The sequence below is a fragment of the Shewanella waksmanii ATCC BAA-643 genome (genome assembly GCF_000518805.1).
Classification (GTDB): domain Bacteria; phylum Pseudomonadota; class Gammaproteobacteria; order Enterobacterales; family Shewanellaceae; genus Shewanella; species Shewanella waksmanii.
Genome location: NZ_JAEH01000031.1, coordinates 1 through 24,659, shown reverse-complemented (window position 1 = coordinate 24,659; position 24,659 = coordinate 1). Strand labels below are relative to the sequence as shown.

At 45.9% G+C, this 24,659-nt stretch carries 20 protein-coding genes and 1 tRNA gene; 9 read left to right on the top strand and 12 right to left on the bottom strand.

Annotation, left to right across the window (positions count from 1 at the left end):
• Positions 1 to 95: 95 nt before the first annotated feature.
• The 7 genes from L865_RS0113250 to cutA all read right to left on the bottom strand — a co-directional run bounded on the left by L865_RS0113250 (position 96) and on the right by cutA (position 10,905).
• Positions 96 to 1,178: a UDP-glucose--hexose-1-phosphate uridylyltransferase gene (locus L865_RS0113250; RefSeq protein WP_028773690.1), complete on the bottom strand. Its 1,083-nt coding sequence runs from the start codon at positions 1,176 to 1,178 to the stop codon at positions 96 to 98.
• Positions 1,175 to 2,599, bottom strand: a complete 1,425-nt coding sequence (locus L865_RS0113245; protein WP_028773689.1) for a solute:sodium symporter family transporter — start codon at positions 2,597 to 2,599, stop codon at positions 1,175 to 1,177. The genes L865_RS0113250 and L865_RS0113245 overlap by 4 nt, the downstream gene beginning before the upstream one ends.
• Positions 2,600 to 2,604: 5 nt before the next feature.
• On the bottom strand, positions 2,605 to 5,826 hold the full coding sequence (locus tag L865_RS0113240) for a glycoside hydrolase family 2 TIM barrel-domain containing protein (protein ID WP_084632537.1): 3,222 nt from the start codon (positions 5,824 to 5,826) through the stop codon (positions 2,605 to 2,607).
• A gap of 27 nt (positions 5,827 to 5,853) precedes the next feature.
• A complete protein-coding gene (locus tag L865_RS23745) occupies positions 5,854 to 6,813 on the bottom strand; it encodes a TolB family protein (RefSeq protein ID WP_051484598.1) in 960 nt (319 codons plus the stop codon).
• Between the two features lie 114 nt (positions 6,814 to 6,927).
• On the bottom strand, positions 6,928 to 8,562 hold the full coding sequence (locus L865_RS0113230) for a cation:proton antiporter family protein (RefSeq protein ID WP_028773687.1): 1,635 nt from the start codon (positions 8,560 to 8,562) through the stop codon (positions 6,928 to 6,930).
• Positions 8,563 to 8,773: 211 nt separating this feature from the next.
• Positions 8,774 to 10,585, bottom strand: a complete 1,812-nt coding sequence (locus L865_RS0113225; protein ID WP_028773686.1) for a protein-disulfide reductase DsbD — start codon at positions 10,583 to 10,585, stop codon at positions 8,774 to 8,776.
• Positions 10,582 to 10,905, bottom strand: coding sequence for a divalent-cation tolerance protein CutA (gene cutA / locus L865_RS0113220; RefSeq protein WP_028773685.1), 324 nt, complete (start codon positions 10,903 to 10,905; stop codon positions 10,582 to 10,584). The genes L865_RS0113225 and cutA overlap by 4 nt, the downstream gene beginning before the upstream one ends.
• Positions 10,906 to 11,164: 259 nt before the next feature.
• Here cutA and L865_RS0113215 point away from each other — a divergent pair, with 259 nt between their 5' ends.
• The gene (locus L865_RS0113215; RefSeq protein WP_028773684.1) at positions 11,165 to 11,728 is read left to right on the top strand and encodes an FxsA family protein; all 564 of its coding nucleotides are present in this window, start codon (positions 11,165 to 11,167) and stop codon (positions 11,726 to 11,728) included.
• 75 nt (positions 11,729 to 11,803) lie between these two features.
• On the opposite strand, the gene L865_RS0113210 is transcribed toward L865_RS0113215, so the two are convergent.
• A complete protein-coding gene (locus L865_RS0113210) occupies positions 11,804 to 13,612 on the bottom strand; it encodes a serine/threonine protein kinase (RefSeq protein WP_028773683.1) in 1,809 nt (602 codons plus the stop codon).
• Positions 13,613 to 13,869: 257 nt separating this feature from the next.
• Here L865_RS0113210 and L865_RS0113205 point away from each other — a divergent pair, with 257 nt between their 5' ends.
• Positions 13,870 to 14,214, top strand: a complete 345-nt coding sequence (locus L865_RS0113205) for a hypothetical protein (RefSeq protein ID WP_028773682.1) — start codon at positions 13,870 to 13,872, stop codon at positions 14,212 to 14,214.
• Between the two features lie 169 nt (positions 14,215 to 14,383).
• Entirely contained in the window at positions 14,384 to 15,043 is a 660-nt protein-coding gene (locus L865_RS0113200; RefSeq protein ID WP_028773681.1) for a thiopurine S-methyltransferase, read from the top strand.
• Positions 15,044 to 15,390: 347 nt separating this feature from the next.
• Here the strand turns inward: L865_RS0113200 and L865_RS0113195 are convergent, their stop codons facing one another.
• Together L865_RS0113195 and L865_RS0113190 are read right to left on the bottom strand one after the other, a co-directional pair.
• A complete protein-coding gene (locus L865_RS0113195) occupies positions 15,391 to 16,413 on the bottom strand; it encodes a porin (protein ID WP_028773680.1) in 1,023 nt (340 codons plus the stop codon).
• Positions 16,414 to 16,998: 585 nt separating this feature from the next.
• A complete protein-coding gene (locus L865_RS0113190) occupies positions 16,999 to 18,057 on the bottom strand; it encodes a porin (RefSeq protein WP_028773679.1) in 1,059 nt (352 codons plus the stop codon).
• A 398-nt stretch (positions 18,058 to 18,455) separates the two neighbouring features.
• Here L865_RS0113190 and tcdA point away from each other — a divergent pair, with 398 nt between their 5' ends.
• On the top strand, positions 18,456 to 19,277 hold the full coding sequence (gene tcdA / locus L865_RS0113185; protein ID WP_028773678.1) for a tRNA cyclic N6-threonylcarbamoyladenosine(37) synthase TcdA: 822 nt from the start codon (positions 18,456 to 18,458) through the stop codon (positions 19,275 to 19,277).
• Between the two features lie 125 nt (positions 19,278 to 19,402).
• Entirely contained in the window at positions 19,403 to 20,644 is a 1,242-nt protein-coding gene (gene pepT, locus L865_RS0113180) for a peptidase T (RefSeq protein ID WP_028773677.1), read from the top strand.
• Between the two features lie 40 nt (positions 20,645 to 20,684).
• Here pepT and L865_RS0113175 read toward each other — a convergent pair whose 3' ends face one another.
• Positions 20,685 to 22,310 (bottom strand): sensor histidine kinase, encoded by a 1,626-nt coding sequence (locus L865_RS0113175; RefSeq protein ID WP_028773676.1) that lies wholly within the window; start codon positions 22,308 to 22,310, stop codon positions 20,685 to 20,687.
• A gap of 229 nt (positions 22,311 to 22,539) precedes the next feature.
• Here L865_RS0113175 and L865_RS0113170 point away from each other — a divergent pair, with 229 nt between their 5' ends.
• On the top strand, positions 22,540 to 23,151 hold the full coding sequence (locus L865_RS0113170; protein WP_028773675.1) for a superinfection exclusion B family protein: 612 nt from the start codon (positions 22,540 to 22,542) through the stop codon (positions 23,149 to 23,151).
• A 117-nt stretch (positions 23,152 to 23,268) separates the two neighbouring features.
• Here the strand turns inward: L865_RS0113170 and L865_RS25120 are convergent, their stop codons facing one another.
• A complete protein-coding gene (locus L865_RS25120) occupies positions 23,269 to 23,397 on the bottom strand; it encodes a DUF3149 domain-containing protein (RefSeq protein ID WP_084632536.1) in 129 nt (42 codons plus the stop codon).
• Positions 23,398 to 23,933: 536 nt separating this feature from the next.
• On the opposite strand from L865_RS25120, the gene L865_RS0113160 reads away from it, so the two are divergent.
• From L865_RS0113160 to L865_RS23740, 3 genes are all read left to right on the top strand, one after another.
• Positions 23,934 to 24,018, top strand: a tRNA-Leu gene (locus tag L865_RS0113160).
• A 176-nt stretch (positions 24,019 to 24,194) separates the two neighbouring features.
• Positions 24,195 to 24,512, top strand: coding sequence for a hypothetical protein (locus L865_RS0113155; protein WP_028773673.1), 318 nt, complete (start codon positions 24,195 to 24,197; stop codon positions 24,510 to 24,512).
• A 43-nt stretch (positions 24,513 to 24,555) separates the two neighbouring features.
• Positions 24,556 to 24,659, top strand: a 104-nt coding sequence (locus tag L865_RS23740; RefSeq protein ID WP_037471138.1) for a transposase, incomplete at its 3' end; no start/stop codon positions are given.

Genomic DNA, 24,659 nt, shown 5'->3' with positions numbered 1-24,659 from the left:
ACGGTACTTATTGACCGCTTGCCTAGCATTGTTGTTAACAATACTCACTAAATTTATATCACGACTTTATCTAGGCTGTAACCCGGTTTTTATCTCTAAGTCATTAAATAGTGTTCTATGGGTTGCTGTGCCAGCATCTGGGCGGCTTGTTCTGGGGTTAGGTCGCGTTGCGGTTCTGCCAGCATTTCATAACCCACCATGAACTTTCTCACGCTGGCGCTGCGCAATAATGGTGGATAAAAATGGCCATGCAGTTGCCATTCTGGGTGGGGAGTGCCATCAAATGGCGCACCGTGCCATCCCATAGAGTAAGGAAAGCTGGTGTTAAATAAGTTGTCATAACGACAGGTAATCGCTTGCAGTATGCTGGCTAATGTCTCGCGCTGGTTGCTGTTGAGCTGATCTAGATGACTTACGGCAAAGCGCGGCAGTAACAAGGTTTCAAATGGCCAACTGGCCCACCAAGGTACGATGACTGCCCAGTGTTGATTCACATCGATAACGCGCTGGTTTTGGCGTATTTCTCGCTCAACATAGTCTAGCAGCAGTGGTCGATCGTGTTTTTCAAAGTATTGCTGCTGATGCTTGGTTTCATTGATTGCTTCATTGGGAAGTTCACTGACAGCCCAAATTTGTCCGTGTGGATGGGGGTTGGAACACCCCATGGCAGCCCCCTTGTTTTCAAACACCTGCACCCATGGGTATTGTTGGCCTAGTTCAGCGACTTGGTCACAAAGGGTGTCGATAACTTGGATGACTTGTTGCTGGCTAAGTAAAGGCAAAGTTTTGCTGTGATCTGGGCTAAAACAGACCACCCGACTGGTGCCATTGACCGCTTGCAACGAAAACAAGGGATCTGTAGAGCTAAAACTTGGTGAGTCAGCCTGCAATGCGGCGAAGTCATTGGTAAATACAAACGGCTGTTGATAGTGGGGGTTGTGCTCACCACTAATGCGTTTATTGCTTGGACAGAGATAGCAATGCTCATCATAAGCAAGACTCGGTAGCGGCTGACTGGCTTCTTGTTGTCCTTGCCATGGACGTTTGGCTCGGTGTGGCGACACCATTACCCAATTGCCTGTCAGTGGGTTGTAGCGGCGGTGAGAGTGCTCGTTACTATCAAATTGCTGCGCAGCACTGTCCCTAGCACTGCTATGGCGGTCACTGATGCTGCTCATGACTTTACTGCCGAAAAGTTGGGGCCGCTGTGATGACTAAATACGGTGCGGTTTAGCAACAGCGTTAGTAGGATTGTGGCGAGCAAGGTAATGGCCATTAAGTGAATAAAGTGCAGCGGTGTCCATACAAAGGTAAATATGGCATAGATGATGACGCCAAATACTAAGCCGGTTTTAATGGCGGCGGCGCTCACGTTGTTAAAGGCTAAAGCGCAGATAAAGGCTGCCAATACCGGCATTGAATACAGGCCATTTAATTGCTGGAGCAGGGCGATGATACTGTCAGACTGAGCAAACAGCGGCACTAATGCCACCGCCACACAGGTAAATACCAATGCTACTCGGGTGCCAATTTTTCTCACATCAGCATTGGCATTAATGTAATTTTGATGAATATCGCAGGTGTATAGCGCCGCAGCAGAGTTTAAGCAGGAATTAAACGAGCTTAATACCGCGCCAGCCATTACCGCGGCCAAAGCGCCAGATAACCATGGCGGCAATAGCTCGCTAACAAGCTTGCCGTAGGCGACATCACCAACATCCCCATAGAGTTTAAAGGCGACAATGCCCGGAAGTACGACGATTAATGGGATGATCAGCTTCAATACCACCGCGGCATACAGGCCCTTTTGCGCCTCCTTGACTGATGTGGCGGCCAATGCGCGTTGGGTGATCACCATGTTAGTGCCCCAATAAAAAATTTGGATGAAAATCATCCCGGTCAGCAAGGTGGTCCAGGGAATGCTCGACTGTGCATCACCAATTAAGGTCATACGCTCAATCGGAATGCCAGATAGATCCCAGTCGATAGCGTTCATTGCCAACATCGACACAACCACGCCCATCACCAATAAACCGATACCGTTTAAACTGTCAGATATGGCGATGGCGCGTAAGCCACCAAAGATGGCGTAAATGGCACCGACAATGGCAAAAATAACGGCGAGTGCGGTAATGGAGATCTGCCAGCCAAACATTGATTTCATAAATAACGAGCCGGTATACAACACCACCGGGAGTAGGATAAATGCATAGCCGAGCATAAATAGGATCGATACCATGGCGCGAATACCTTTATCTTGATATTTGCGCTCCAAAAGCTCTGTGGTGGTTGTGCAGTTATAGCGGTAGTAAATGGGGATAAGCCACTTGGCTAAAATGATTAAGCCAACAGCTGCGGCAATTTCCCACCAGGCGACCAGTAATGCCTGGGCGCCATTCATGCCGACAATCTGTTCTGCACTGATGTTAGTCATCATCAGTGAGCCTGCGACAACCACCCAAGAGAGACCGCCACCGGCGAGAAAGTAATCTTTACTGTCGTTAGGGTCGCGACTGATTCGTCGACACTTGAGATAAGTGATCAAAGCGACTAACGCCGTGAGGCCAATGAATATAGCCAACTGAATGTGCTGTTGCATAACGATTAGTGTTCCTTGTTGGCCGATTGTCTGGCTTGTTGACGAATGTCGTGGCTTGCATCTATGGGCATCAGCGTAAAGCTAAAGTCCATGGCTTGAGGTTTGATACGGTATTGCTCATGTACAGGACGTCCCCAAGATGTATCACCGCCCACCCCCATCTGTTTGGCGTCAATGTTCCAAGTGACAAATTCACGAAAAGGGATTTCATTGCCGTGATTGGTGGTCACGGGCACTAAGCCCGAAGCAGAAGCTTGTGCATCATTGGGGCGAAAATCGATGTCGCTGAGCGCAAAGGGCCAAACACTGGTTTGCAATTGCTGCTCAGCTACAGCCAATAAGCCCTGCTGGTGAATGTCGCGCACAGCCACATAACGCACTGCAGTACGTTGGCCGGTTTCTTGTGGCCGCGCATAGCGATGAAAACCTGATTCAACTGGGTAGTGGTAGTAGCCCAGGGGGCTGCCAGAGGCTCGGTCGGCGTAGCTTTCATCGGGGCCGCGGCCAAAGTAGCTGACAAAACGTTGTGAGAACGGCAGTTGCGTGCTGAAGCCAAACTTGGGCAGGTCGGGCAATGCCTGCTGCCCCGGTTGGAAGTGGCTGCTTATTTGTAGCGCGCCAGCTTGGGTAAGTTGATAGCGGTTGCTGATACTAAATTGCAGCTGCGGATGATAATGGCGGGTACTGATCACGCCATCAGTGGCAGTGATCTGTTGCAACTCAAGTTGCTTGGCTGCGTCTTGCCACACACCTGCCCATTGGGGCATATCATTGCCCAGATCGTTATCTGTGGGGGCGCGCCAGAATTGATTGATTAACGGTGTTTTTAACAGCGGCTTGCCCTGCGATAGGATCTGGGTGAGCCAACCATTTTTAGTGGAGAATTGATATTGAGTCTGGCCACTTTCTAGGTTCAAGCTACTATTGGGCGCGGTTGCATCCCCTTTGAGGGCAGCGGTGACGAGTTGCTGCGGATCTACTTTGGCGGTTTGCAGCTCAAATTGTTCAAAAGCAATGCGGTGGCCGACTGCAATGAGTGGCACTTGGCTAGCCTGCGTCACTTCAACCAGCAAGTGGTAGTCGTAGTGCTGTTCCCAAACTTGGGCAGGCAGCGCAAGGGTATAGTCCAATGCAGCGCCAGCTGCGATAGTGGGCATAGGTTGGCTGTGGCTGGCAACGGTTTGTCCATCTTGTTGCACATGCCATTGCAGTTGCAGCCCGCGGGTGTCGATGAAGTCATAACGATTGCTGAGCCTGAGCTGAACTTGGCGAGCAGTACTATGTTGATTGTTCACTAACTTAGCATCATCTATGCCGATGGGCTGATACACCTTTTTGACCTCGGCAAGGTGTGGGTGTGGCTCTCTGTCAGGGTTGACTAGGCCATTGTTAAGGAAGTTACCGTCTGTGGGCATATCGGGATGATAGTCCTTGCCATAGGCCCAATAGCGCTGACCGCGGACATTGGTAAATGCCAAAGATTGATCGACCCAATCCCAAATAAACCCACCTTGTAGCTGTTTGTGGGCATTAATCACATCCCAGTAATCTTGCAGGTTCCCGACTGAGTTCCCCATGGCATGGGCGTACTCAATCATAATTAAGGGTCGCTGCTGCGGCTCACTGGCGTAAGCTTTCAGTTTATCGATTGATGGGTACATTGGGGCGACAATGTCGGTATATTCTGCGTTACCTGCGGGTTCATATTGTACTGGGCGGCTAGGATCGCGCTGCTTCATCCACTGATAAAGCTGGCTAAATAACTGACCGTGACCCGCTTCATTTCCCATTGACCAAATGATGATAGAGGGGTGGTTTTTATCCCGCTCCATCATGCGTTGGACTCGGCTAAGGTGGGCTGGATACCAACTCATCTCATTGCCTATTTGGGTCTGTTCATTGACGGCCAGTGGGTGGGATTCGATATTTGCCTCATCAATCACATACAGGCCATAACGGTCCGTCAAGCTAAGCCAGTAGGGGTCATTGGGGTAATGACTAGAGCGCACTGCATTGATATTACTTTGTTTCATCAATTGAATATCTTTACGCATGCTGGCTCGACTGACCACATGACCGGTTTCGGGATCGGTTTCATGGCGGTCAACGCCGCGTATGGTAATGGCTTTGCCATTGACCAACAGTTGTCCGTTGGCAATACGCACATCGCGAAAGCCTATATCTATGCTGCTTGCTTGCAAAAGGGTGTCATTAGCATCGTGTAAACTGACTAATAGCGTATAGAGTTCAGGGGTTTCAGCAGACCAAAGCCGTGGCTCAGTTAAGTTATCTTGAAATTGCACTTGCGCTTTACTATCAAGCGCCACTGCTTGGCTGCCATGTTTGACCTGTTTGCCATAGGGGTCAAGCAGTTGATAGTTCAATTTAATGGCGTGCTTTGATGGACTTGCTAGTGCCACCTTGAAGTCAAAATCAACGCGGTTAAAGTTACTGTTTAACTGATAGTTTGCGTCGATATCGGCGATGTGGGTCATAGGGCGGGCATACAGGTAAACGTCGCGCTCAATACCACTGACTCGCAGCATGTCTTGGCTTTCTAAATAGCTCGCATCACTCCAGCGAATGATTTGCATTGCTAGCAGGTTATCCCCGCTTTTTAGGTACGGGGTTAAGTCGAATTCCGCAGGCGTTTTCGCGCCCTGACTATAACCCACTTCCTGGCCATTAAGGGAAACAGTTAAGGCCGATCGTGCTGCACCCACGTGCAATATGACCTGCTGACCATGCCAATGCTCTGGCAAGCTAAAGTGTTTTCGGTAGCTGCCGGTAGGATTGTAGTCTGTGGGGGCCTTAGGCCACTGTGTAGTAAACGGATAGCGCTCGTCGAGATAAATTGCCTGACCAAAGCCTTGAGTCTCCCAATTACCGGGCACTTTTATCGACTGCCAAGCAGTGTTTGGTGTGTTGGTTGCGGGCAAGGTTAACGCGTTATAGTGCTTTGGGGCTTGCTGCGGATTGCGGGCGAAATGAAATTGCCAAATGCCGTTTAGATTAAGGTAGCGATCGCTACTGTGTGGTTGATTGAGCATGGTTGCAGGCACACTACTATGGGCAAAAAAACTCGCTCTTGGTGGTAATTTGTTGATCTCAAATATCTGATGGTCTTGCCAACGATCTTTGGCCATGGCTGAGCAGGCGAGAGTTAAAGTGCCAAGTAATAGGGCGAGTAGGGTATGGCGCATCTTGGCGGCAGTAAAAGTTATCATGAATAAACTCATCGTCGAGATTAATTATTATTGGTTTGTTTGTCGCTGCCAAACCACCGTCAAGTAACGATTGTCTGGCGAAACACTGAGACGTGAAGGGCTGTGATGCGTAGCGGTGGGCGGGGTAAGCAGACTCAGGGTTTGCCAATTCGTTAACGGCTCGCCTTGAAAGTGAGCCCCTCTTAAGGTGTTGCCCTGCATATTCAATATCCAGTGGTTATGGGTCCAAGCATAATCTTCGCTGCCGCCGGTTAGCGCGATGATGTTTTGCTGGGCTTGCTTGATGGGGTCGTACGCTTTGATAACCCAGTCACCATCGAGTTGTTTATGTAGGTAACTGAACTGCGTAGTGTTAGGAATTACATGAATACTGCGCCCGGCATTATTGACCACAAAGTGACGTTCATCAGCCTGCTGGCCTTGGGGTTCAAAATACAAACTATAGGCGTATCGCGCCCATAGCAAAGTGCCTAGCTGTGGATGCTTAGCATAGTAACCCGTGGGAATAAGAGAGTTAATTGCGCGCTGAGCTTGTTGGCCATCGCGTTGCAGCCAAACACTTTGGTGTGGAACCCCTTGTTCAATGACATAAACCAATTCATCTGCGTGCCATAGTGGCGAAAATTCACTGAGATTGGGGGTATCGGTAAGGTTGACTACCTCGCCGGTGGTGATATCGAACTGATAGATATCGTTAAAACCCTTGGGGTTATCGCGATTGGAAGCAAACACAACTGCGCTACTTTCAGGGTTAAAGCTGGCTTGATTATCATAACCTTCGCGCGCGGCGACCACCCGCGGCGGGCCAATATGCCAGGTGGTTTGCGAGGCAGAAGGCATGCTTAGCTCATAGAGATAGATATCATAGCCATTAGCCCAAGCAGTGGGAGTGAGCCAGATAAGAATCGCGAGTGTTCTGAAAAAGTTACCCGCATGCTTTGGTGTCGCTAATGTGAGTTTTTGTGCAAATAGTGCCAATAATCGCATCTAAAGCCGCCTATCTTAGTTGTAGGATGGCGTTAGGTTACAACACTGTTTGAATAATGTATACAAAGTGTGAGCGCAATAAAAAGCCCAGCAATGATTGCTGGGCTCGGGGAGTTATTTGCTGGCGTGTTCTTCAGCTAATGGTGGGCTGATGTCAGCTTCATGTTGTTCACCGGTTTTAAGTTCTTGAATGACATGGTCGACAAAACCGGCACCGGCGGCTTCGTACAGGTTGAATACACTGTCTACTCCGGCAGCTTTTAACGAGCTGGCATCTTCGCTGTATTGAACAATCGCGCTGATTTTACCTTGATAATTGAGGCGCTGTAGCTGCTCAACGGCAAATTGATTTCCGATGTGATGTGGCATAGCCAACAGCACTAACTCTAGGTTAGGGGCATGTTCTAGCTTTTCCCAAAAATCGGTATCAGAAGCATCGCCTTGAACCACATGGCGGCCATGTTCTTTATGGAAATCGACCAACTCTTGTTTGTGTTCTACACCAAGAATTTCACCGTCAAATTGGGTGGCGAGTTCGTCATAAGCTCCACTACCAATACGCCCCATACCTAAGATTAAGAACCGTGGGTTACCTACTCGTATCGGTCTGTCTTCCATATGCAGTGGGTGGCGCTCAAGCTTTTGCAGTCTGCCTTGTTGACGCTGATACAGCTTATTAGCAATGTTATTGAGCGGCGCGGCAAACAGGAAGCTGATACTTAATGCGACTGCAAGTATCACCATCCATTGCGGCGGTAGCCAACCTTTGCTGGTGGCAACGGCGGCCACAATCAAACCAAACTCACTGTAATTACCTAATGAGAACGAGCTCATTAAGGCGGTACGAGAACGTAGGCGGAAATAGGTTAGCAAGTACAAGAACAGCAGTACTTTGATAGGCACAGCAAACACTAACAAGGTGGCGAGGCCGATATCTGAGAAACTCGGTAACCCGTTAAGCCCGACGGTAAGGAAGAAGGCAACTAAGAATAGCTCTTTAAAATAAAACAGCGACTTAGCAAGTTCAGAAGATTTAGGGTGCCCCGCGAGTAAAATACCGATGACCAGTGCACCAAGGTCTGGTTTTAAGCCAACGAGTTCAAATAACCATGCGCCCATCACCAGAGCCATCACTAAGCCAAATAAGACTAATAGCTCACCATGGCCAACTTTATCAAAAGCTCTATAAATAATCGGTTTTGCCAGCGGTAACAGCAGCAAACCTAATGCCCATATTGACGGGAAATCGCCTTTTGAGATGGTTAAAAATGCGACCGCAAAGATATCTTGCATAATCAAGATACCAATGGCGACTCGGCCATAGAGGGACTGAATATCACCTTTATCTTCGAGAATTTTTACTGCAAAAATGGTACTCGAAAAACTCAAGGCAAAGGCTAGCAGTGCCAGCTGGTTGATATCCATGCCGCTTAATTGTTCAAGGCCAATCAATCCCAGCAGCTTGAGCAACGGGATAAAAAATAGCATGGAGCCCATCAAGTGCAGACTGGATCCCGCCAGTACTTCAGCTTTAAACAGGCTTTTAAGATCGAGTTTTAGACCGATGGCAAACAGCAGCAGTGTCACCCCAAGCTCGGCTAACTGTTCCAGCAATGGCAAGCTGGATTCATCAATGCCAAATAGAAATAGCGCAAAGCCCGCAACTAAATAGCCAATTAATGGCGGCAGTCCAACTCTGCTCACCAACATACCGCAGGCTAAGGTTATAAGAAGAATTGCGGGTTCCATGTCGCTCCTGATTTTAGGTTAGGGGTAAATACCTATTATTGTATAAGATTTCTGTTAACTTTAAATGAAATTTAATCAAGAAACTTGTATCAAATCGGTTGTTTTTGCGCTAGGGAACAGGCTTAGTTGCGAGATAGGCGCAAAAGTGGCAATAAAAAAGCCTCCAATCGTGGAGGCTTTAAATTTAGTCATTATTTTTGGGCATTGCCAGTTAAGGCTTTAGCAATAAGTCGAGATGATCTGCAAAGGCTTGCGGACGCATAAACCCGGTTACCCGCAGTTCATCACGCACTTCACCTTGGGCGTCAAACATCAACAGAGTGGGCAAGCCCAGCACATCGTAATGCTCTAGTAACTCAATATCGATATCATCATTACGCGTCACGTCGGCTTGCAGGAATACCGAGTTAGCTAAACGCTGCTGAACTTCTGGTGCCTTAAAAGTGATGTTCTCAAACTCTTTACAGGCGACACACCAGTCAGCATACAGGTCAAGCATAACCGGTTTACCTGCAGCACTTGCGGCGGCAACCTCACGTTCAAGATCAGCCAATGACTTAATCTTTTTGTGGGTGATATGCTCACTGGTTTGGCTTTGCTGCGCAACTGGTGTCTCGTAGCCTAATGCCGCCATTACCGCTTGAAAACCGTAGGAGAAGCTAGCAAGTAGCAGTAGCAATAAGCTGACTGAGCGTACGGTCTGTTTCCAGTTAAACTCGGTGAGCTTGTTCTGGTGCATTAAGTAACCCGCTAAACTCACGCCCCACAGTGACCAAAGTACATCTGAGACGGTATCGGGCCAGATGCGGCCAATCATGACAACCGAAACGGCAATCAGTAAGAAGCCAAAGACAGTCTTAATGACATCCATCCAGGCTCCGGCGCGAGGCAGCAACTTACCACCTGATGAGCCGATGATGAGCAGCGGCAAACCCATACCCATACTTAATACGTATAGGGCTAAGAAGCCTTGCATCAAGTCACCAGTTTGTGCCACGTAAACCAAGGCACCCGATAATGGCGCTGTGGTGCAAGGGGAAGCAACCAATCCAGAGATAACGCCCATGAGGAAAACCCCCGCGACATTGCCACCTTTTTGATTGTTGGAGAAACTGTTGAGCTTTTCTTGCCAGCGAGCAGGCAGTTTCAGCTCGTATAAGCCGAACATGGATAAGCTGAGCAGCAGGAATAATACCGCCAAGAAAATCAGTACCGCCGGGTGCTGCAGTGCCGCTTGGTACTTCATGCCGGCAGAGGCAACAATGAGCCCCAACAGTGAATAGGTAATGGCCATACCCTGTACGTAGACCATTGATAGGCTGAAGGCTTTAGCAGTAGAGAGCTTTTCACCTTGACCAACAATGATACCGGATAGAATCGGGTACATAGGGAACACGCAAGGCGTTAATGCCAAGCCGATGCCTAAGCCAAAGAAGATCACTAAAGTCCACAGCAGGTTGTCACCCGATAGCATGGCACTGAGACTGTCTTGCTGGGTAATAGGGGCGCTCGTTGCCGATGGTGCTGCAGGGGCATCGGCGTTGGCGCCTGCTAACTTACCGTCATTGGGTTCAACGGCGTCCAAAACCGCACTGCGTTTGGTTGGCGGGAAGCATAATTTACCTTCAGCACATCCCATAAAAGTGACATTAAGGGTCGCTTCACTACTGGCTTCTTTGATACCGATAGGAATATCGACATAGGTGTAATACACCTCTTGCTCACCGAAGTATTCATCGGTATGCGCTTTACCTCTGGGCAGCTTTATGTCGCCAATTTTGGCGCCATCAGCTTCAAATTCAAGTTTGTCACGGTACATGTAGTAGCCGTCAGCAATCACCCAACTGACTTTAACTTGATTACCTTGTTGTTCGAAATCAAATACAAAGGCTTCGTCAACGGGCATGAGCTTGGGCTCATCTTTGAGGAAGCTGAATTTACTACTACTGAAAATACCATCGGCATTGGCCGTCGGCGCCAGAAGTAATAGGGCGGAGAGAAAAACAAACAGGATTTTTTTCATGAGAGTGTCGTTTCTTTTATCCATTCTAAATAGGCGGCAGAACCGTGAGTGATAGGGGTGGCGATGAGTTCAGGTACATCATAGGGATGTAGCTGAGTCACCAAGGCTTCAATCTGCAAAAAATTCTGCTGTAAACATTTGATCTGCAGTTGATACTCCTGATCTTTACACATCTCACCTTGCCACATATACACCGAGCTAATCGGACCGTTAATGTGGACGCAAGCGCCAAGCTTAGCTTGCACTAAAGCGGTTGCTATGGATTCAGCGGTAGCCAAATCGGGACAGCTGCTACAGACAATTAAGCATGTTTGCTTCATGGTGATATGCTACTTCTCACAGTCATTAAAACTGAGTTAAGCCAATAGGCTTATGCTAGCCTTACTAAAGTCAATAAATGGTTTAGTGGGCTCTACTTTACGTGTTTTACGCTATCCTTGCATTAAGGGTTCACTAAAATAGTGAGACAGTCGATATTTCTGTCGCTTTTGTTGTTAGCGTATCGACTTGAAAATAGACCCTGCAATCCCCATTTATGTTTCATAACGCCAGTGAAAAAATTGATATTGTGAGGTCAGTGTGTTTTTTATCTTGTTGATAATTTTTGTTTTGGTTCCAGTTTTGGAGCTCAATGTACTGATCCGCGTCGGTGAATCGCTTGGCAGTTGGAATACGGTAGGTTTAGTGATTTTTACCGCAGTGGTTGGGGTATCACTGGTGCGCAGTCAAGGTATTAGTACTTTGATGCAAGTGCAAAAAAAGCTCGCAGAAGGCCAAGCACCTGGACAAGAGATTGTTGAGGGCATGATGTTAGCGATGGCAGGTTTGTTATTGTTAATCCCCGGCTTTGTGACCGACTTTATTGGATTATTGCTACTGACTCCATTTACCCGTAAGCCTATCGCTAAAGTGCTGTATAAACGTATGCAAATTAAAGTGGCTAATCAAAATCATTTTCAAGCTGGCTTTGGCCAAGGTCCTTTTGGTCAAGACCCGCGCTCACCCTTCGGCCAAGATCCGCGTTCGCCTTTCGGTCAAGACCAAGGTAATACCTTTGACGGTGACTATGAACATAAAGCCGACCCCAGTGATAAACGTCCCGAGTCGCATCAACTGGACGACAAACAAGACCCTAAAGCTTAATTGACTGAGCACTGAGCACTGAGACTGAGATTGACCATTGAACCTGTGCCCAAGTAGCTTTTTATGGCGCGCTTATCAGTCATTGAGGGTTTTTGGGTTTCTAGGATAAAAGCGGTCGGCTTGTTTTTCGATCACAGAAAATTTGCGGGTATTTTTATAAGGCAGCTTCATAAAGCCAGCGACACCTTTCCCCTGAATTTTACCAACATGACTTAGAATGCGGTCGAGACTGCCACGAAACGCTGCTTGTTTTCGGGGATTGAGTAGTCGCAAGTAGCTATGGATTTTCATGTGTTGTGGCAAGACTTCAAAAATAATACAACCGGTATGATGGATCTGGTTGATCCACGCCAGTTCCGTCATAATCGCTTCCGGCAGCTCTAAGTTCTCATCAGGATCTCGACCATCCTCAAAGTAGCTGTGTAGTCGTGACTTATCCTCAAGTGACGGTACATCGCCCACTTCAAAAGGCAATTGTTGATCCGGTGCGATCTCAAATGGCTGTTCGGTATTATCTCGCTCTAAATGCAGAGTGTCTCGTGCGTTAAAAAAGCACGCCTTAAATACCCCGATCCTGCGGATGCCGCGGGCGAGGGTGACCATGTTATTGACGGCTAATATCAACGCCGATTTTTGTTCGCGGTTGTACAGGGCTAGGTTGGAGTCGATAAATACGCCTGATTCCCGCCAGTGGATGGCTAAGCCACCGACAATGGCATATTGGGCTAAGCGACTAACAGCGGCAATAAAGCCTTTTTCAGTATCGCCCATACCTGCCATAAAGTTGCGGTAATACTTTTCTAACTGCAGATCATCCATTTTGGCGATGGGATCATCTGGGTTGTGTTCGCGCAGGAATGACTTTCGTGAGCTGTAGGTTACCGTTTCTACCTCATTTTTTTCACCCAGTTCCCATACCGGGATTTCGGCTTGCATCGCAGGAGTGGGTAATTCGGGGAGGTGCATGCGATGGGCGTGCAGCATACTTTTGAGAAAATAATCTCCGGCGCGGTTACGGGTGGCAGGATCGTCGCTCAACATGGCATCTAATGTACGGGCTAACTCGATGGGTAGGCCGATGCTGGTGGCCGGAATCACTTTACTTCCAAAACGGCTAGCTTGCCCAGAGGCCAACGCATAAAGGGTGGCAGCCACGCCTTGCTCATCAAACCGAGGGCTTGAAAGTGCACCATTGAGTTGCTCTTCGCCGATGAAGTACACATCCCCCATGCGCGCATTAGTATGCTGTTGATCATTGGACATCACATCCATCACGTTGCCATTAACGGGATTACCATGGGCATCACGTTGGGCAAAAACAGCTGAGCCCCAATCGATTAACGATAGGTGGCCAGTTTGGGTGTCATAAACTAAATTGGAAGGTTTGATATCGCCGTGCACTAACGGGCGTCCGTGATGTAGATATTGCAGAATATTGGCCAGTTGGCGCGCAATACTCATTACCGTTGACACTGGTAAGGCGCCTTTACGCAGGCAAAGCTGCTCAAGATCTTCCCCTGGGGCTCTGGCCATCACCAGTATGCCTTGTTTACCTACATGCTCAAATTTAATCACTGGTGGCACGTTGGGATGTTTGACCTGAGATAACATAAAGGCTTCTTCTTCGAGCCTATCTTGTGCATGTTGCGGTAAGGTCATGCGTGAGAACTTAAATACATGGGACTGTTGATGTTTGTCTATTCCAGCAAACACAAAGCCGTAGGCCCCTTTACCAATGAGTTCTATTTGTTGGTAGCCCAACTTAGCCAGTTGCTGTTTACATAAGCGCATCCACGCTTTGTGTTTCCGCGCATCATCAGCCTTAAGTAAGTAAATCGATTGCTCTTCAGATATATAGAAGTGCTGTAATTGTGGGGTATTGATTGCGGCGGTTGTCATGCTGACCTTAACCGAAGTACGTTAGTTAATTTCTACCCTAAAGCCCGTTGTTGAGCAAGTAGATTTGTTGTGACTCAATAGCGATTCCCTACGCTGCTTTGACAGTTCACATCTGTGATCCCTAGCGAATAATTTCGGATGAGATGTTGACCTATATCAAATCTGTTACAGACACATGCGGGTAGTCTGATACTGAGTTAATCAGTATTTGATAATGGACTTTAAACAAGGTTGGAGGGCATATGACAGAGCTAGATAAAGCCCAATTAATTGAACTATTAGCATATCCAAGAAAACGAATTGTGCAGTCAATGGAGCTAAAATTCTGTCCCCATGCAGGTTTTTTTAATACCAGCGATGAGCAGTGCTTGAACTGTCATCAGGGAATGGAATGTATCTGGATGAACCACAATGATGAGCTCGTCGCCGTAGAGAAAAAATCGGTACAAGAGCTAAAGCAGCAGCTGTTGATTGCGGTCGATTTTATCGATTCTAGTTTAACGCCGCATCATCTATCGCGTCGGAATTGCGAGTGCGAAAATTGTGTTTGGTTACGTCGTGTACAGAAGGTGCTTGATATCCAGTAGGTTGCGACTGTGATTGCCGGTGGCAATTCTAAATTGCGTTAAGTTGACCTTACGCATTGCGATACTGTCAATAAGCTTGCGCCTTTGCATCTGAAGGTGTGAGCGATTAAAGTGGGCAACTTTATAACATCAGCCGTATCTAGGTTGGATCAATGTTAGGAGTCGCACCATGCAACCCAATTTTTGGCATGAGAAATGGGCCGCCGCACAGATCGGTTTTCATCTTGATGCTGTCAATCCGCTGTTAATCAAATATTGGCCTAGCTTAGGCCTAGCCCAACAAAGCCAAGTTTTTGTGCCGTTATGCGGTAAGACCTTAGATATGTGCTTTTTAGCAGAGCAAGGGCATGAGGTGATTGGCTGCGAGCTTAGCGAACAGGCCGTGCAGCAGTTTTTTACCGACAATAATCTAGCGGTTAATCAAACAATAAGCGGTGCTCATCAGTGCTTTACCACTGAGCAAATAGCCCTATATCAGGGGGATATTTTTACCTTGCCTGCCGAAGTAACCCAGCAAGCGGTGGGTTTTTATGACAGAGCGGCGTTAATCGCCTGGCCGGAGTCAATGCGCAGTGATTATGCTAAACGCATTGCTGAGTTAATTGCGCCAAAAAGTATTGGCTTACTCGTTACCCTTGATTATCCGCAAGAGGCATTAAAAGGTCCGCCATTTGCTGTGTCTGATGATTGGGTTAACCGCCATTTATCGGCCGATTTTTCTATTGAGTTATTACATAGTGAAGATGTACTAGATGACAACCAAAGGTTTGTCAGTAAAGGCGTGCCTTGGCTGACCGAGTCAGTGTATCGGTTAGTGAGGAAAGGCTAATACCAATCAGTATAAACATTTAGTCACTCAGCGAGAGTTTAGCGGTTCTGAGGTAAGGCAACGAGTGAAGAGCATAGTTATTCTACGGTTAAGCTCGTTAACACAGCTTCAGAATCTCTATGACTCGCCATTGTGGCGCGTTTTAGGCTGCCTACTTCTGCGTTGAATAATTTCACAAGGGAACAACCATTGTTTCAATCATTCGCCTTGAATTAGTTTGCCCAAAGCGCGCTGAGTAGATCAAATTCTTATACTGATTGGTATAAGCTTCAACAAGCTAAGTTCACATATTAAAAAAGCGACTCAATGAGTCGCTTTTTTACTGTTGCTGGCTTAGCGGCGACAGATTAGAAGTTGTAACGTACACCTACGGTGAATACGTTGTCGTCTTCTAGGTCAACTTTGTTGCCAAGTATTTTGTGGCTGCCTTCGTACATGGCATAGTGACCGTAAATCATAGTTGATTTAGCCACTTTGTAGTCAGCACCAACAGTGATAACTTGTACGTCTACATCTGTACCATCAACATCGGTGATGTTGCTGTAGTACTTACCGAAACCAGCTTCATCTTTACCGTATTCAGCTTTTAGGTTAACGCCGTTTAGGTTATAAGCGATGTTGACGAAGTAAGAGTCGCCTTTCTGATCTGAAGTTTGGCTTTCAGTATTTTGGTATAGACCACCTAGCTTGAAGTTACCTAGCTTAACTTGTGCTACACCACGGTATGCATCGATGCCGCCGATAGTGTTGTAAGCCGCTGCAACGTAGAAGTTGTGAGACTTGAACTTCTTGTCACCAATGGTTGCACTTAGTGCGTATTGATCTTCATAAGAAGTTTCGTTTGCATCGTTAGTGTAGTTGTCTTCCATTAGGTAAGTGGCATTTAACGTCACTAGGTCAGCAATTTTTGGTGAGTAGTACCAGATACCGTCACCAGAACGTGTTTGACCACCGACTAAACGGTCGATATCAGCGTTAGTGTTGCCGAATAGATCGATACCACCTTCAGATTGCTTAAATACGGTGTCGTTACGACCCACTAACACAGTACCAGCGTTAGTTTTAAGACCTAGGTAAGTGTTACGTGCTTTAAATGTGTCACCAGAGTTAGTTGTGTTTTCAACTTGGAACTCCATTTGGTAGATCACATCGATATTTTTAGACAGGCTTTCGCTGCCTTTAACACCTAGGTGAGAGAAGTTGTTTTCAAAAACAGTACCGTCTTTACCGTTTTGAGTGGTTGCACCATTGTCAGAGTTAGTGACTGATAGGTCTAGGCGGCCGTAGAAGCTTGGACCTTCAGCTAGCGCGCTGAAAGAAGTCATAGCAATTACAGATGCAACTGATGCAGAGATTAGTGTCTTTTTCATGTGTGTGCTCCCAAGAACCGAGGTTCTTCTCCATTTTTTTAATGGTTATTTAGATAGTTTCCATTCTTTGTTGCAAGCGTCCATTCTTGTAACAAACATAGGGCCGAATTTTACAGTTTTGTGTGTTAAAGAGTGTGGGCTAGATCAAAGTTCTGCTTTCCCATCACAGATTTGGTTCGTTTTTGTGACAAGTTTGTCCTTATTGGGCGTTAATTGCTCAAGTTGTGTAAAAATCTAGCTTTTTTCTATTTAAAAAGGGGTATATGACTGCATTTTTTATAACATTAACCTCGCCTTTATAAGGGTTTGCTAAAATTGTAGTCGAAATGCTAAAAAATGCTTACCAATGTTGAAAATAGTTAAACGGCAGGCTCCGCCAAGGGGCAGTTACGGCAGCTATAAGTGCACTTTTAAGTGGTATTTTTAGGTGGGGGATCTTAAGCGGTTGTGCTCTTGTTTGCAGTTAGATGGCCGGCAATAGCCATTAAAAAGCACCCCTGAGGGTGCTTTTTAACTAACACTTAATGGCTATATAAAATAGCGTTCAAGTATTCGTGGGTACGACGACTTGATTCGCAACAGCGATTAGAAGTCGAAACGCATACCTAAAGTGAAGATATCATCACTTAAATCGGCGGTAACACCCGCTAGCTTCATGTCACCGTCGTATTTGGTGTAGTGACCATAAAATAGGGTGTTTTTGCTAACACGGTAGTCTGCACCGATGCTGAACTGTTGGATATCAACGTCAGTTACGGTTTCCATACCTGCACCGTCAGCGTTACCAACGTAGTTTTTAACGTAGTTACCTAGGCCTGAGTCATCGCTACCGTACATTGCTTTTAACTTAACATTGCCCATTACGTAGGCCGCGTTAACAAAGTATGTGTCACCTTCAAGGTTTGAATACTGTTCATCTTTGTGTTCAGTATTCTGGTAGAAACCACCAAGAATGACGTTACCCAGTTTAACTTGAGCAACACCGCGGTATGCTTTGACATCGTCAATGCCGTCGTTGTAAGCAGCAGCCACGTAGTAGTTTTGTGCTTTAAGCGCTTTGTCACCTAATGTCGCGCTTAGGGCATACATGTTGCCAGCGTCAACACGCTCGTCACCGTCAAAATCAACGTAGTTGTCTTCAATTAGGTAAGTGGCGTTTAGGGTAACTAGATCAGCAATTTTTGGTGAGTAATAAGTGATGCCATCAGCAGTACGAGATTGTCCTGCAGCTAAGCGATCGATATCTGAGTTGGTGTTACCAAATAGGTCAACTCCGCCTTCTGAGGCTTTGAACACAGTGTCATTACGGCCAACAAGTGCAGTACCCGCTACGGTTTTTAAACCTAGGTAAGTGTTACGTGCTGAGAACGTGTTGCCAGAGTTGTCGAAATTGCTAACACCGAACTCCATTTGGTAGATCACTTCAAGATCTTCGTTGATCTTCTCAGTGCCTTTAACACCTAACCATGAGAAGTTGTTCTCAATGATAGTGCCATCTTTCTTGTTTTGTGTGGCAGCGCCAAGATCTGAGTTGGTGAATGCAAGATCGGCACGGCCATAGAAGTTTGGACCATCAGCTAGGGCAGTAAAAGAAGTCGCTGCTAATGCTGAGATAATTGTTGCGGACAGAACAGTTTTTTTCATTGTCATCTTCCTGTAGCGATAAGGATGTACAACTGCGGTATGCAGTGACATCACTAAGCTGGGCTATTTAGAATCTGTTGGTATTAATGACAGCGGAAACATCCACTGTCGGCTAATGTGAGAGCCTGTGTTTGTCGCTGGGCAGTCTGCATAAATCTGCCTGAATATTTTGTGATGAAGTTCAAAAAAATCACTAAATACGTGATGGTTTTCATGTTTTTTTACATTGTTATTCAATTAGTTGTGAGTATTGGTAACATGCTTTTCTGATGCGACTTAAGTTGACTACTTTTGGTGAGTAAAATTAACAATTGTTGATTTGAATAATTGCTGTGGGGTTTGCTGGCAGATTGAGATAAAATCAGCGCCGCAGTGTTTATTTTGTTGGAGCGTGATTGTTGAGTGCACTTACTGAAGCTTATTTAAATCGTTTTGCTGGCATTGGCCGTTTATATGGCCAAGATGCGCTACAGCAATTCTCAAAGTCTCACGTAGCCGTTGTTGGTATCGGCGGAGTGGGCACTTGGGTGGCCGAAGCACTTGCAAGAAGTGGTATCGCTGAGATAACGCTAATCGATTTAGATGACATTTGTGTGACTAATACCAATCGTCAGATCCATGCACTACGTGACACCATCGGCGAGTCTAAAGTGGAGGTGATGGCTAAGCGTATTAAAACTATCAATCCAGAATGTGTGGTACATGAAGTGGAAGACTTTATTACCACCACCAATTTAAATGAATATTTTATTGGCCGTAAGCAGCAAGGCTGCCTTGATTACGTCATCGACTGTATTGATGCGGTCAAACCCAAAGCCGCATTGATTGCTTGGTGTAAAAGACAAAAACTGCCCATCGTCACAGTTGGTGGGGCGGGGGGACAAGTTGATCCGACTCAAGTGCAAGTGGCCGATTTAGCTAAGACTCATCAAGATCCTTTATTGGCGAAAGTTCGTAACTTACTACGCCGTGAATATAACTTTTCCAAAAATCTCGCTAGACGCTTCAGCATTGAAGCGGTTTATTCTACTGAGCAATTGGTCTACCCGCAGGCTGATGGCAGTGTTTGTTATGCAAAAGCCAGTGCCGATGGCAGTATGCGTATGGACTGTGCCTCTGGTTTTGGCGCGGTGACTGTGGTGACTGGCACATTCGGCTTTGTAGCTGTAAGCCGAGTACTGATTAAACTGGCCCAGCGAGCAAAAGCAGCTAAAAGCTAGTGTTGTGATAACGGCAATGTCGTTAGCAGTAGGTTAACCAATCGCAGCAAAATTGATCGATATCTAAGTTTTGTACTCAATGGTCTTGATAGACTCAGGCCACTTTTAGTTATCGGTACTCAGTTATGAGCAAACCACTTTTAGATCGATTTTTACGCTATGTCACTTTTAATACCCAGTCAGATGGTCAAGTTAGCGCTTGCCCAAGTACAGCAGGCCAGTTGGCGTTTGCTAAAGTACTGGCACAAGAGTTACAGCAACTTGGCTTTAGCGATGTACATCTAAACGATAAGGCTTATCTCAGGGCTAAAGTGCCCGCAACGGTTCAAGGTGTGCCAGCCATTGGCTTTATTGCCCATCTTGATACTGCGCCGGACTTCAGCGGTGCCGATGTTAAACCGCAAATCATAGAAAATTACCCAGGTGGCGATATCATGCTGTCGTCAACGGTAAGCTTATCAGCCCAGCAGTATCCCAGCCTTAACCAATATCGTGGACAAACCCTGATCACCACCAATGGCGACACTTTGCTTGGCGGTGACGACAAAGCCGGTATAGCCGAGATCATTACTGCGTTAAAGCATCTTATCGATAATCCACAACTATCCCATGGCGATATTCTGCTGTGTTTTACCCCCGATGAAGAGATTGGCCGCGGTGCAGACCTGTTCGATGTAGCAGGTTTTGGCGCCCAATGGGCTTATACGGTTGATGGTGGTGAGCTGGGGGAACTGGAGTTTGAAAACTTCAATGCTGCCACCGCAGTAGTTACTGCAACCGGAAACAATTGCCATCCTGGCAGTGCATTTGGGGTGATGATTAATGCCCAAACTATGGCTGCACGTTTTCATGCCACTATGCCGTTGGCTGACACCCCTGAAAACAGTCAAGATTACGATGGCTTTTTCCATCTAATGGACATGCAAGGGGTCACCGAATCTGCGCAGCTAACGTACTTAATTCGTGACTTTGATCGTGACCAGTTTGAGCAGCGTAAGCAGTGGTTAGCATCTCGTGTTGCTAAGTACGATGCTGAGCTCACCGTTGGCAAACTGACCATAGACATTACCGATAGCTATTACAATATGCGCGAGCAGGTCGAAGGCCATCCTCACATTATCGATATTGCTAAATCGGCAATGCTGGCCTGCAATGTCGAACCCATTATTAAGCCGATTCGCGGCGGTACCGATGGCAGTCGCTTATCGTTTATGGGATTACCTTGTCCGAATATTTTTACCGGCGGGCATAATTTTCATGGTAAGCATGAATACATCTGCTTAGAGTCGATGCAAAAAGCGGTCGAAGTGATCATTGCTATTAGTTGTCTTACTGCGGAGCGCTACTCAAGCACCAATAAGGCTTAAGTTACACATAACGCTATGTATCTTAAGCTTGATTGGGGGTTTAAGGTAATGGAATCACCGGCATTTCAATGGGGTCACTGCTGGTGGGAAAGCTAATAACAAAACAGGCGCCGCCCAAAATTGGCGCAGTATCAAGTTTGATGCTGCCTTTGAGTAAGGTTGCGGCATTAAAAGCGGCAGATAGCCCTAAGCCAGTGCCGCCTTTATTACGTGTAGTGGTATAAAAAGGCTCAAAAATATGGGTGGCAGCCTCAGCGCTAATGCCACAGCCATTGTCTTGAATGGCGATATTAATGTGCTCACCATCAAATTCACTTTCTATGTAAATGCGCCCTTGTTGTAGATCAGTAAAAGCATGGGCATAAGCATTAGATAAGATGTTGGTGACGATCTGCTTGAGCAGCTTTTGATTGGTAGTGATCACCAATTCGGGATCAACATTAATATCTATTTCAACTTGTTGATTAGGGTAGATGAGCTTCATAGAGTCACAGTGGTCTTGCAATGTTTCCCGCAGATTTAAACTGCACTTTTCTTCTAAACTCTGCTCGGCAGCGACTGTTTTGAACTTCTGAATCAAACTGCTTGCTCGGGTAATATTACTGATAATGAGTTCGCAGCTTTGTTGGTACTCTTCTAAGATTGAATTAATCTCTTCAAGGGTGGCATTTTCACTGTGGATCAATTCGATCAATTCTTTAATGTGCACCAGTTGGGTACTGGCTGCTGTTAAGCAGATACCGATTGGGGTGTTGATCTCATGGGCAACCCCAGAGACGAGCCCGCCCAAGGCTGCCATTTTCTCTTGTTCTACAAGCACTTCTTGTGCTTTTTTCAATACCAGCAATGATTGTTCTAGTTCTTGCGTACGCTCTTTGACTTGTCTAGCAAGCTCCTCCTTGTAACTGCGTTCTAAATCGAGCAAACGCTCTCGATCGGCCAGTGCGTCTTGCAATTCCTGTTTAGATTTCTTGATATCGTCAAAGGAGACTCGCAGCTGCTGTTGCATAGTATTGATAGCATGAGCGACTTGAGTAAACTCATCTTGGCGATGTTGTTTATCAGTAAAAATAAGTGGTTCGAAATCGGTATCAATACGGATATTTTGGCTATATAAACTCAACTTAAGCAGATGCCGAGTGATCTGAAACCAGACTAAAAACAAGATAAAGCCGGCCACAATGAAGGTTTTTATCGCATTAGATATTAAGATGACGATGGCGCGATCGAGTAGTTTGTCATACACCGCCCGCAGATCGGCTTGCACCAATAAACTGCCAACAGGAATAACATCATTGCCTGAGTTATAGGTCAGTGGAAAGGATTTCTCTATGGTATTTTCTGGTTTGGGTATCCCCGCTTCCCACTCTTGGCCACTGTCATCGTTGATGGCGATAAAGGTGATATCTGGCAGCTGGATCAAACCGTCGATCTGCGTATTGATTAGGCGCTCGTCAATGACCCAAATGCTTGCTGCTAGCACCTCTAGGTTAACTTTTTCAATGCTGTCAAACTGCTCACTGATGCGACTGACATCACTGTTGTAGTCCTTAAAAAGTTGAAAACCCGTTGTGAGTATAGTGATCAATGAGCTAAACAAAATAATAGATAGCGTTAGCTTTCTACCGATTGGGCTCTTGAGCAATTGGCTAGTCAATATTTGCATGGTGTATTCAGGGGGGCGCCTTTTCCTTAAATGAAATCTACCTGATCATCGCTAGGTCTCAGATCCATATAGTGTTAAGCATAGACGGCCTACAGTTTTCTGCTTACTGATTTATGGGGATTTTCTGGCTATTTCGACACATCTATAGATATAAGGCGTCAAAAAAATTTTGGCATTTATTTTGCATTTGGTAGATCCAGTACAGATCTTTGACACTGGGTATATGAAGATGGAAAAAGTGGACGTCAAAATAATGAAACAGATCACCCCAAAACAAGTGGTGTTTAATACTATGCTTTGGCTTGCATTGGTCAGCGCAACATTGCTGTTTGCCCCAAGTGCTGTGATGGAAACCTTGCGATTGGATGTGTTTGTCCAACAATATGCTCACTACTTAGGGTTAGGATTGATAATCGGTAGTGCGTACTTGCTGACTCAGGTGGCAAGTTACTTTTTAGATGAAGCAATTACCTACCTCAAGAGCAAGCGCAATGTTGAAGTGATTGAGAAAAAAGTCCGCTTACTTGACCCAACTGAGCGAGCGTTATTGCGCGAGTTCTTTTTACAAGGCGAAACTATTTTAACTCTACCTGAAGCTGAACCCGCGGTAATGAGTTTAGTTGAAACCAATATTTTGCAGCCGATGGGTAACCAAAGGCATTACGCGATTCAGGGGTCGACGGCCGACTTTAAAATATCAATGCAGGCGCGCAGTTACCTTAACCGTCAGGTGTTACGTTTGCCAATGGGTGAGCCTAGCCAGGAAGAGATGCAGCTATTGATAAAAGCACGCCCAACTTTTGCCAATAGCATTGTGCCGCAGCGCAAGCATGCCGCTTAAGGCGCTGGCTGACACTACTAATATCCATATTATGTAGACAAAAAAATGGGGGCTCAATGGGCCCCCTGCATTAGAAATTTTGTTATTTTTTGATGCGCGCTTAGCTACTGCTGCGGCTTATTGTGGTTTGGATTTGCTAACGAACATCCACATGATGTACGACATAATCCCTATTGTGGCGAATATCACAATCATCGACAGTAAACCAATGGCGTTACCAAACATTAAATCTAACCAAAATGCCATAGTGAAATCCTCTTTCGCAGATGTATCAAAATTTGATATCCCTAAATTACCGCGATTGTTACCAACTTTTGCTGATCTTGATCAAGGATTGCTATGCAAATGGAAAATTTTATCTATTTTGTGTTGTGAAGCTGGCAATTGACTGGCAGGCAGCATAGTTTCGATTGTCAAAGGGGCCAACAAGGGCGCCTTCGCTGGAAAAATGCTCGTTTGATACTAAAGGTTAAGTAAAAGGCTTGCGATATCCAAATCCAAAGGTATAATTCCGTTCACTTACTTCGCAGAGCCTGTGATTTAAGGTCTATTTGATTAATGCCGGTGTGGTGGAATTGGTAGACACGACGGATTCAAAATTTAGCGTGAATAGCTTAAGTGTCTGAATTTAAAGTTAAAGGCTCATGCAAAGATTTGCAAAGAAAAATTTAAGTTTTGAAAAATGTTAACCTGAATTGATGGTTGGCTAGTTTATAAAGAGTTCGGTTTTTAGACATGAAAGTTGATTTCTTTGCAAACTGAAAGGTTAGCTACAAGCCTTTGCCGGTGTGGTGAAATTGGTATACACGACGGATTCAAAATCCGTTGCAGCAATGCGTGGCGGTTCGAGTCCGCCCACCGGTACCATCATATGAAAGCCCTGTCCTTAATTGGATGGGGCTTTTTTATTTGCTTTTTTTTGGGGGCTGCTGTGAGTGATCAAGAGATGCTAGGAATTATATGACAATGTTAGCTTCAATTACTGACAGCTTATCATCCAAACGTTACTATGGCTGAATCATAAGTCATTGAAGATAAAGAGCATGGAATCTATAGAAGAAATAAACATTAATGATATCTGGCAAAATAACGTCAATTTATTGATTGGTTCAGGTGCATCATATGGTTTGTTCCCAACACTAGAGACCAGGATGGATGGTGAGTCTATAGAGACACTAGGTAAGTACTTTGAAGATGAGAACAAACAAAAGCTTAAGTCCCTGCTTTTTATGCATTACTATGTTAGTTGTATCGAGCCAGTCATAGTCTTTGATGTAGATAATGAAAAATGTTGCGTTGAACTACTTCAGTCTGAAGAAAGCCAGAAAAAGCTTGACGTTGGTAAGCCCCTAGAACAGTAGACACTTCATAGAGTTATAATGAACCAAAAATATGAGGTGTTACATGCGCGGAAAACGATATCCCGACGAATTTAAAATCGAAGCCGTTAAACAAGTTACAGAACGTGGTCACCAGATCGCCGATGTGGCAGAGAGATTAGGCGTTAC

What these genes read in the sequence shown, in the direction of transcription:
- L865_RS0113195 (WP_028773680.1), bottom strand. Translation starts at nt 16,413, where the DNA reads ATGAAAAAGACACTAATCTCTGCATCAGTTGCATCTGTAATTGCTATG.
- L865_RS23745 (WP_051484598.1), bottom strand. Translation starts at nt 6,813, where the DNA reads ATGCGATTATTGGCACTATTTGCACAAAAACTCACATTAGCGACACCA.
- L865_RS0113250 (WP_028773690.1), bottom strand. Translation starts at nt 1,178, where the DNA reads ATGAGCAGCATCAGTGACCGCCATAGCAGTGCTAGGGACAGTGCTGCG.
- L865_RS0113155 (WP_028773673.1), top strand. Translation starts at nt 24,195, where the DNA reads ATGGAATCTATAGAAGAAATAAACATTAATGATATCTGGCAAAATAAC.
- L865_RS0113245 (WP_028773689.1), bottom strand. Translation starts at nt 2,599, where the DNA reads ATGCAACAGCACATTCAGTTGGCTATATTCATTGGCCTCACGGCGTTA.
- L865_RS0113190 (WP_028773679.1), bottom strand. Translation starts at nt 18,057, where the DNA reads ATGAAAAAAACTGTTCTGTCCGCAACAATTATCTCAGCATTAGCAGCG.
- L865_RS25120 (WP_084632536.1), bottom strand. Translation starts at nt 23,397, where the DNA reads ATGGCATTTTGGTTAGATTTAATGTTTGGTAACGCCATTGGTTTACTG.
- cutA (WP_028773685.1), bottom strand. Translation starts at nt 10,905, where the DNA reads ATGAAGCAAACATGCTTAATTGTCTGTAGCAGCTGTCCCGATTTGGCT.
- pepT (WP_028773677.1), top strand. Translation starts at nt 19,403, where the DNA reads ATGAGCAAACCACTTTTAGATCGATTTTTACGCTATGTCACTTTTAAT.
- L865_RS0113170 (WP_028773675.1), top strand. Translation starts at nt 22,540, where the DNA reads ATGGAAAAAGTGGACGTCAAAATAATGAAACAGATCACCCCAAAACAA.
- L865_RS0113200 (WP_028773681.1), top strand. Translation starts at nt 14,384, where the DNA reads ATGCAACCCAATTTTTGGCATGAGAAATGGGCCGCCGCACAGATCGGT.
- L865_RS0113205 (WP_028773682.1), top strand. Translation starts at nt 13,870, where the DNA reads ATGACAGAGCTAGATAAAGCCCAATTAATTGAACTATTAGCATATCCA.
- L865_RS0113240 (WP_084632537.1), bottom strand. Translation starts at nt 5,826, where the DNA reads ATGATAACTTTTACTGCCGCCAAGATGCGCCATACCCTACTCGCCCTA.
- L865_RS0113230 (WP_028773687.1), bottom strand. Translation starts at nt 8,562, where the DNA reads ATGGAACCCGCAATTCTTCTTATAACCTTAGCCTGCGGTATGTTGGTG.
- L865_RS0113175 (WP_028773676.1), bottom strand. Translation starts at nt 22,310, where the DNA reads ATGCAAATATTGACTAGCCAATTGCTCAAGAGCCCAATCGGTAGAAAG.
- L865_RS0113225 (WP_028773686.1), bottom strand. Translation starts at nt 10,585, where the DNA reads ATGAAAAAAATCCTGTTTGTTTTTCTCTCCGCCCTATTACTTCTGGCG.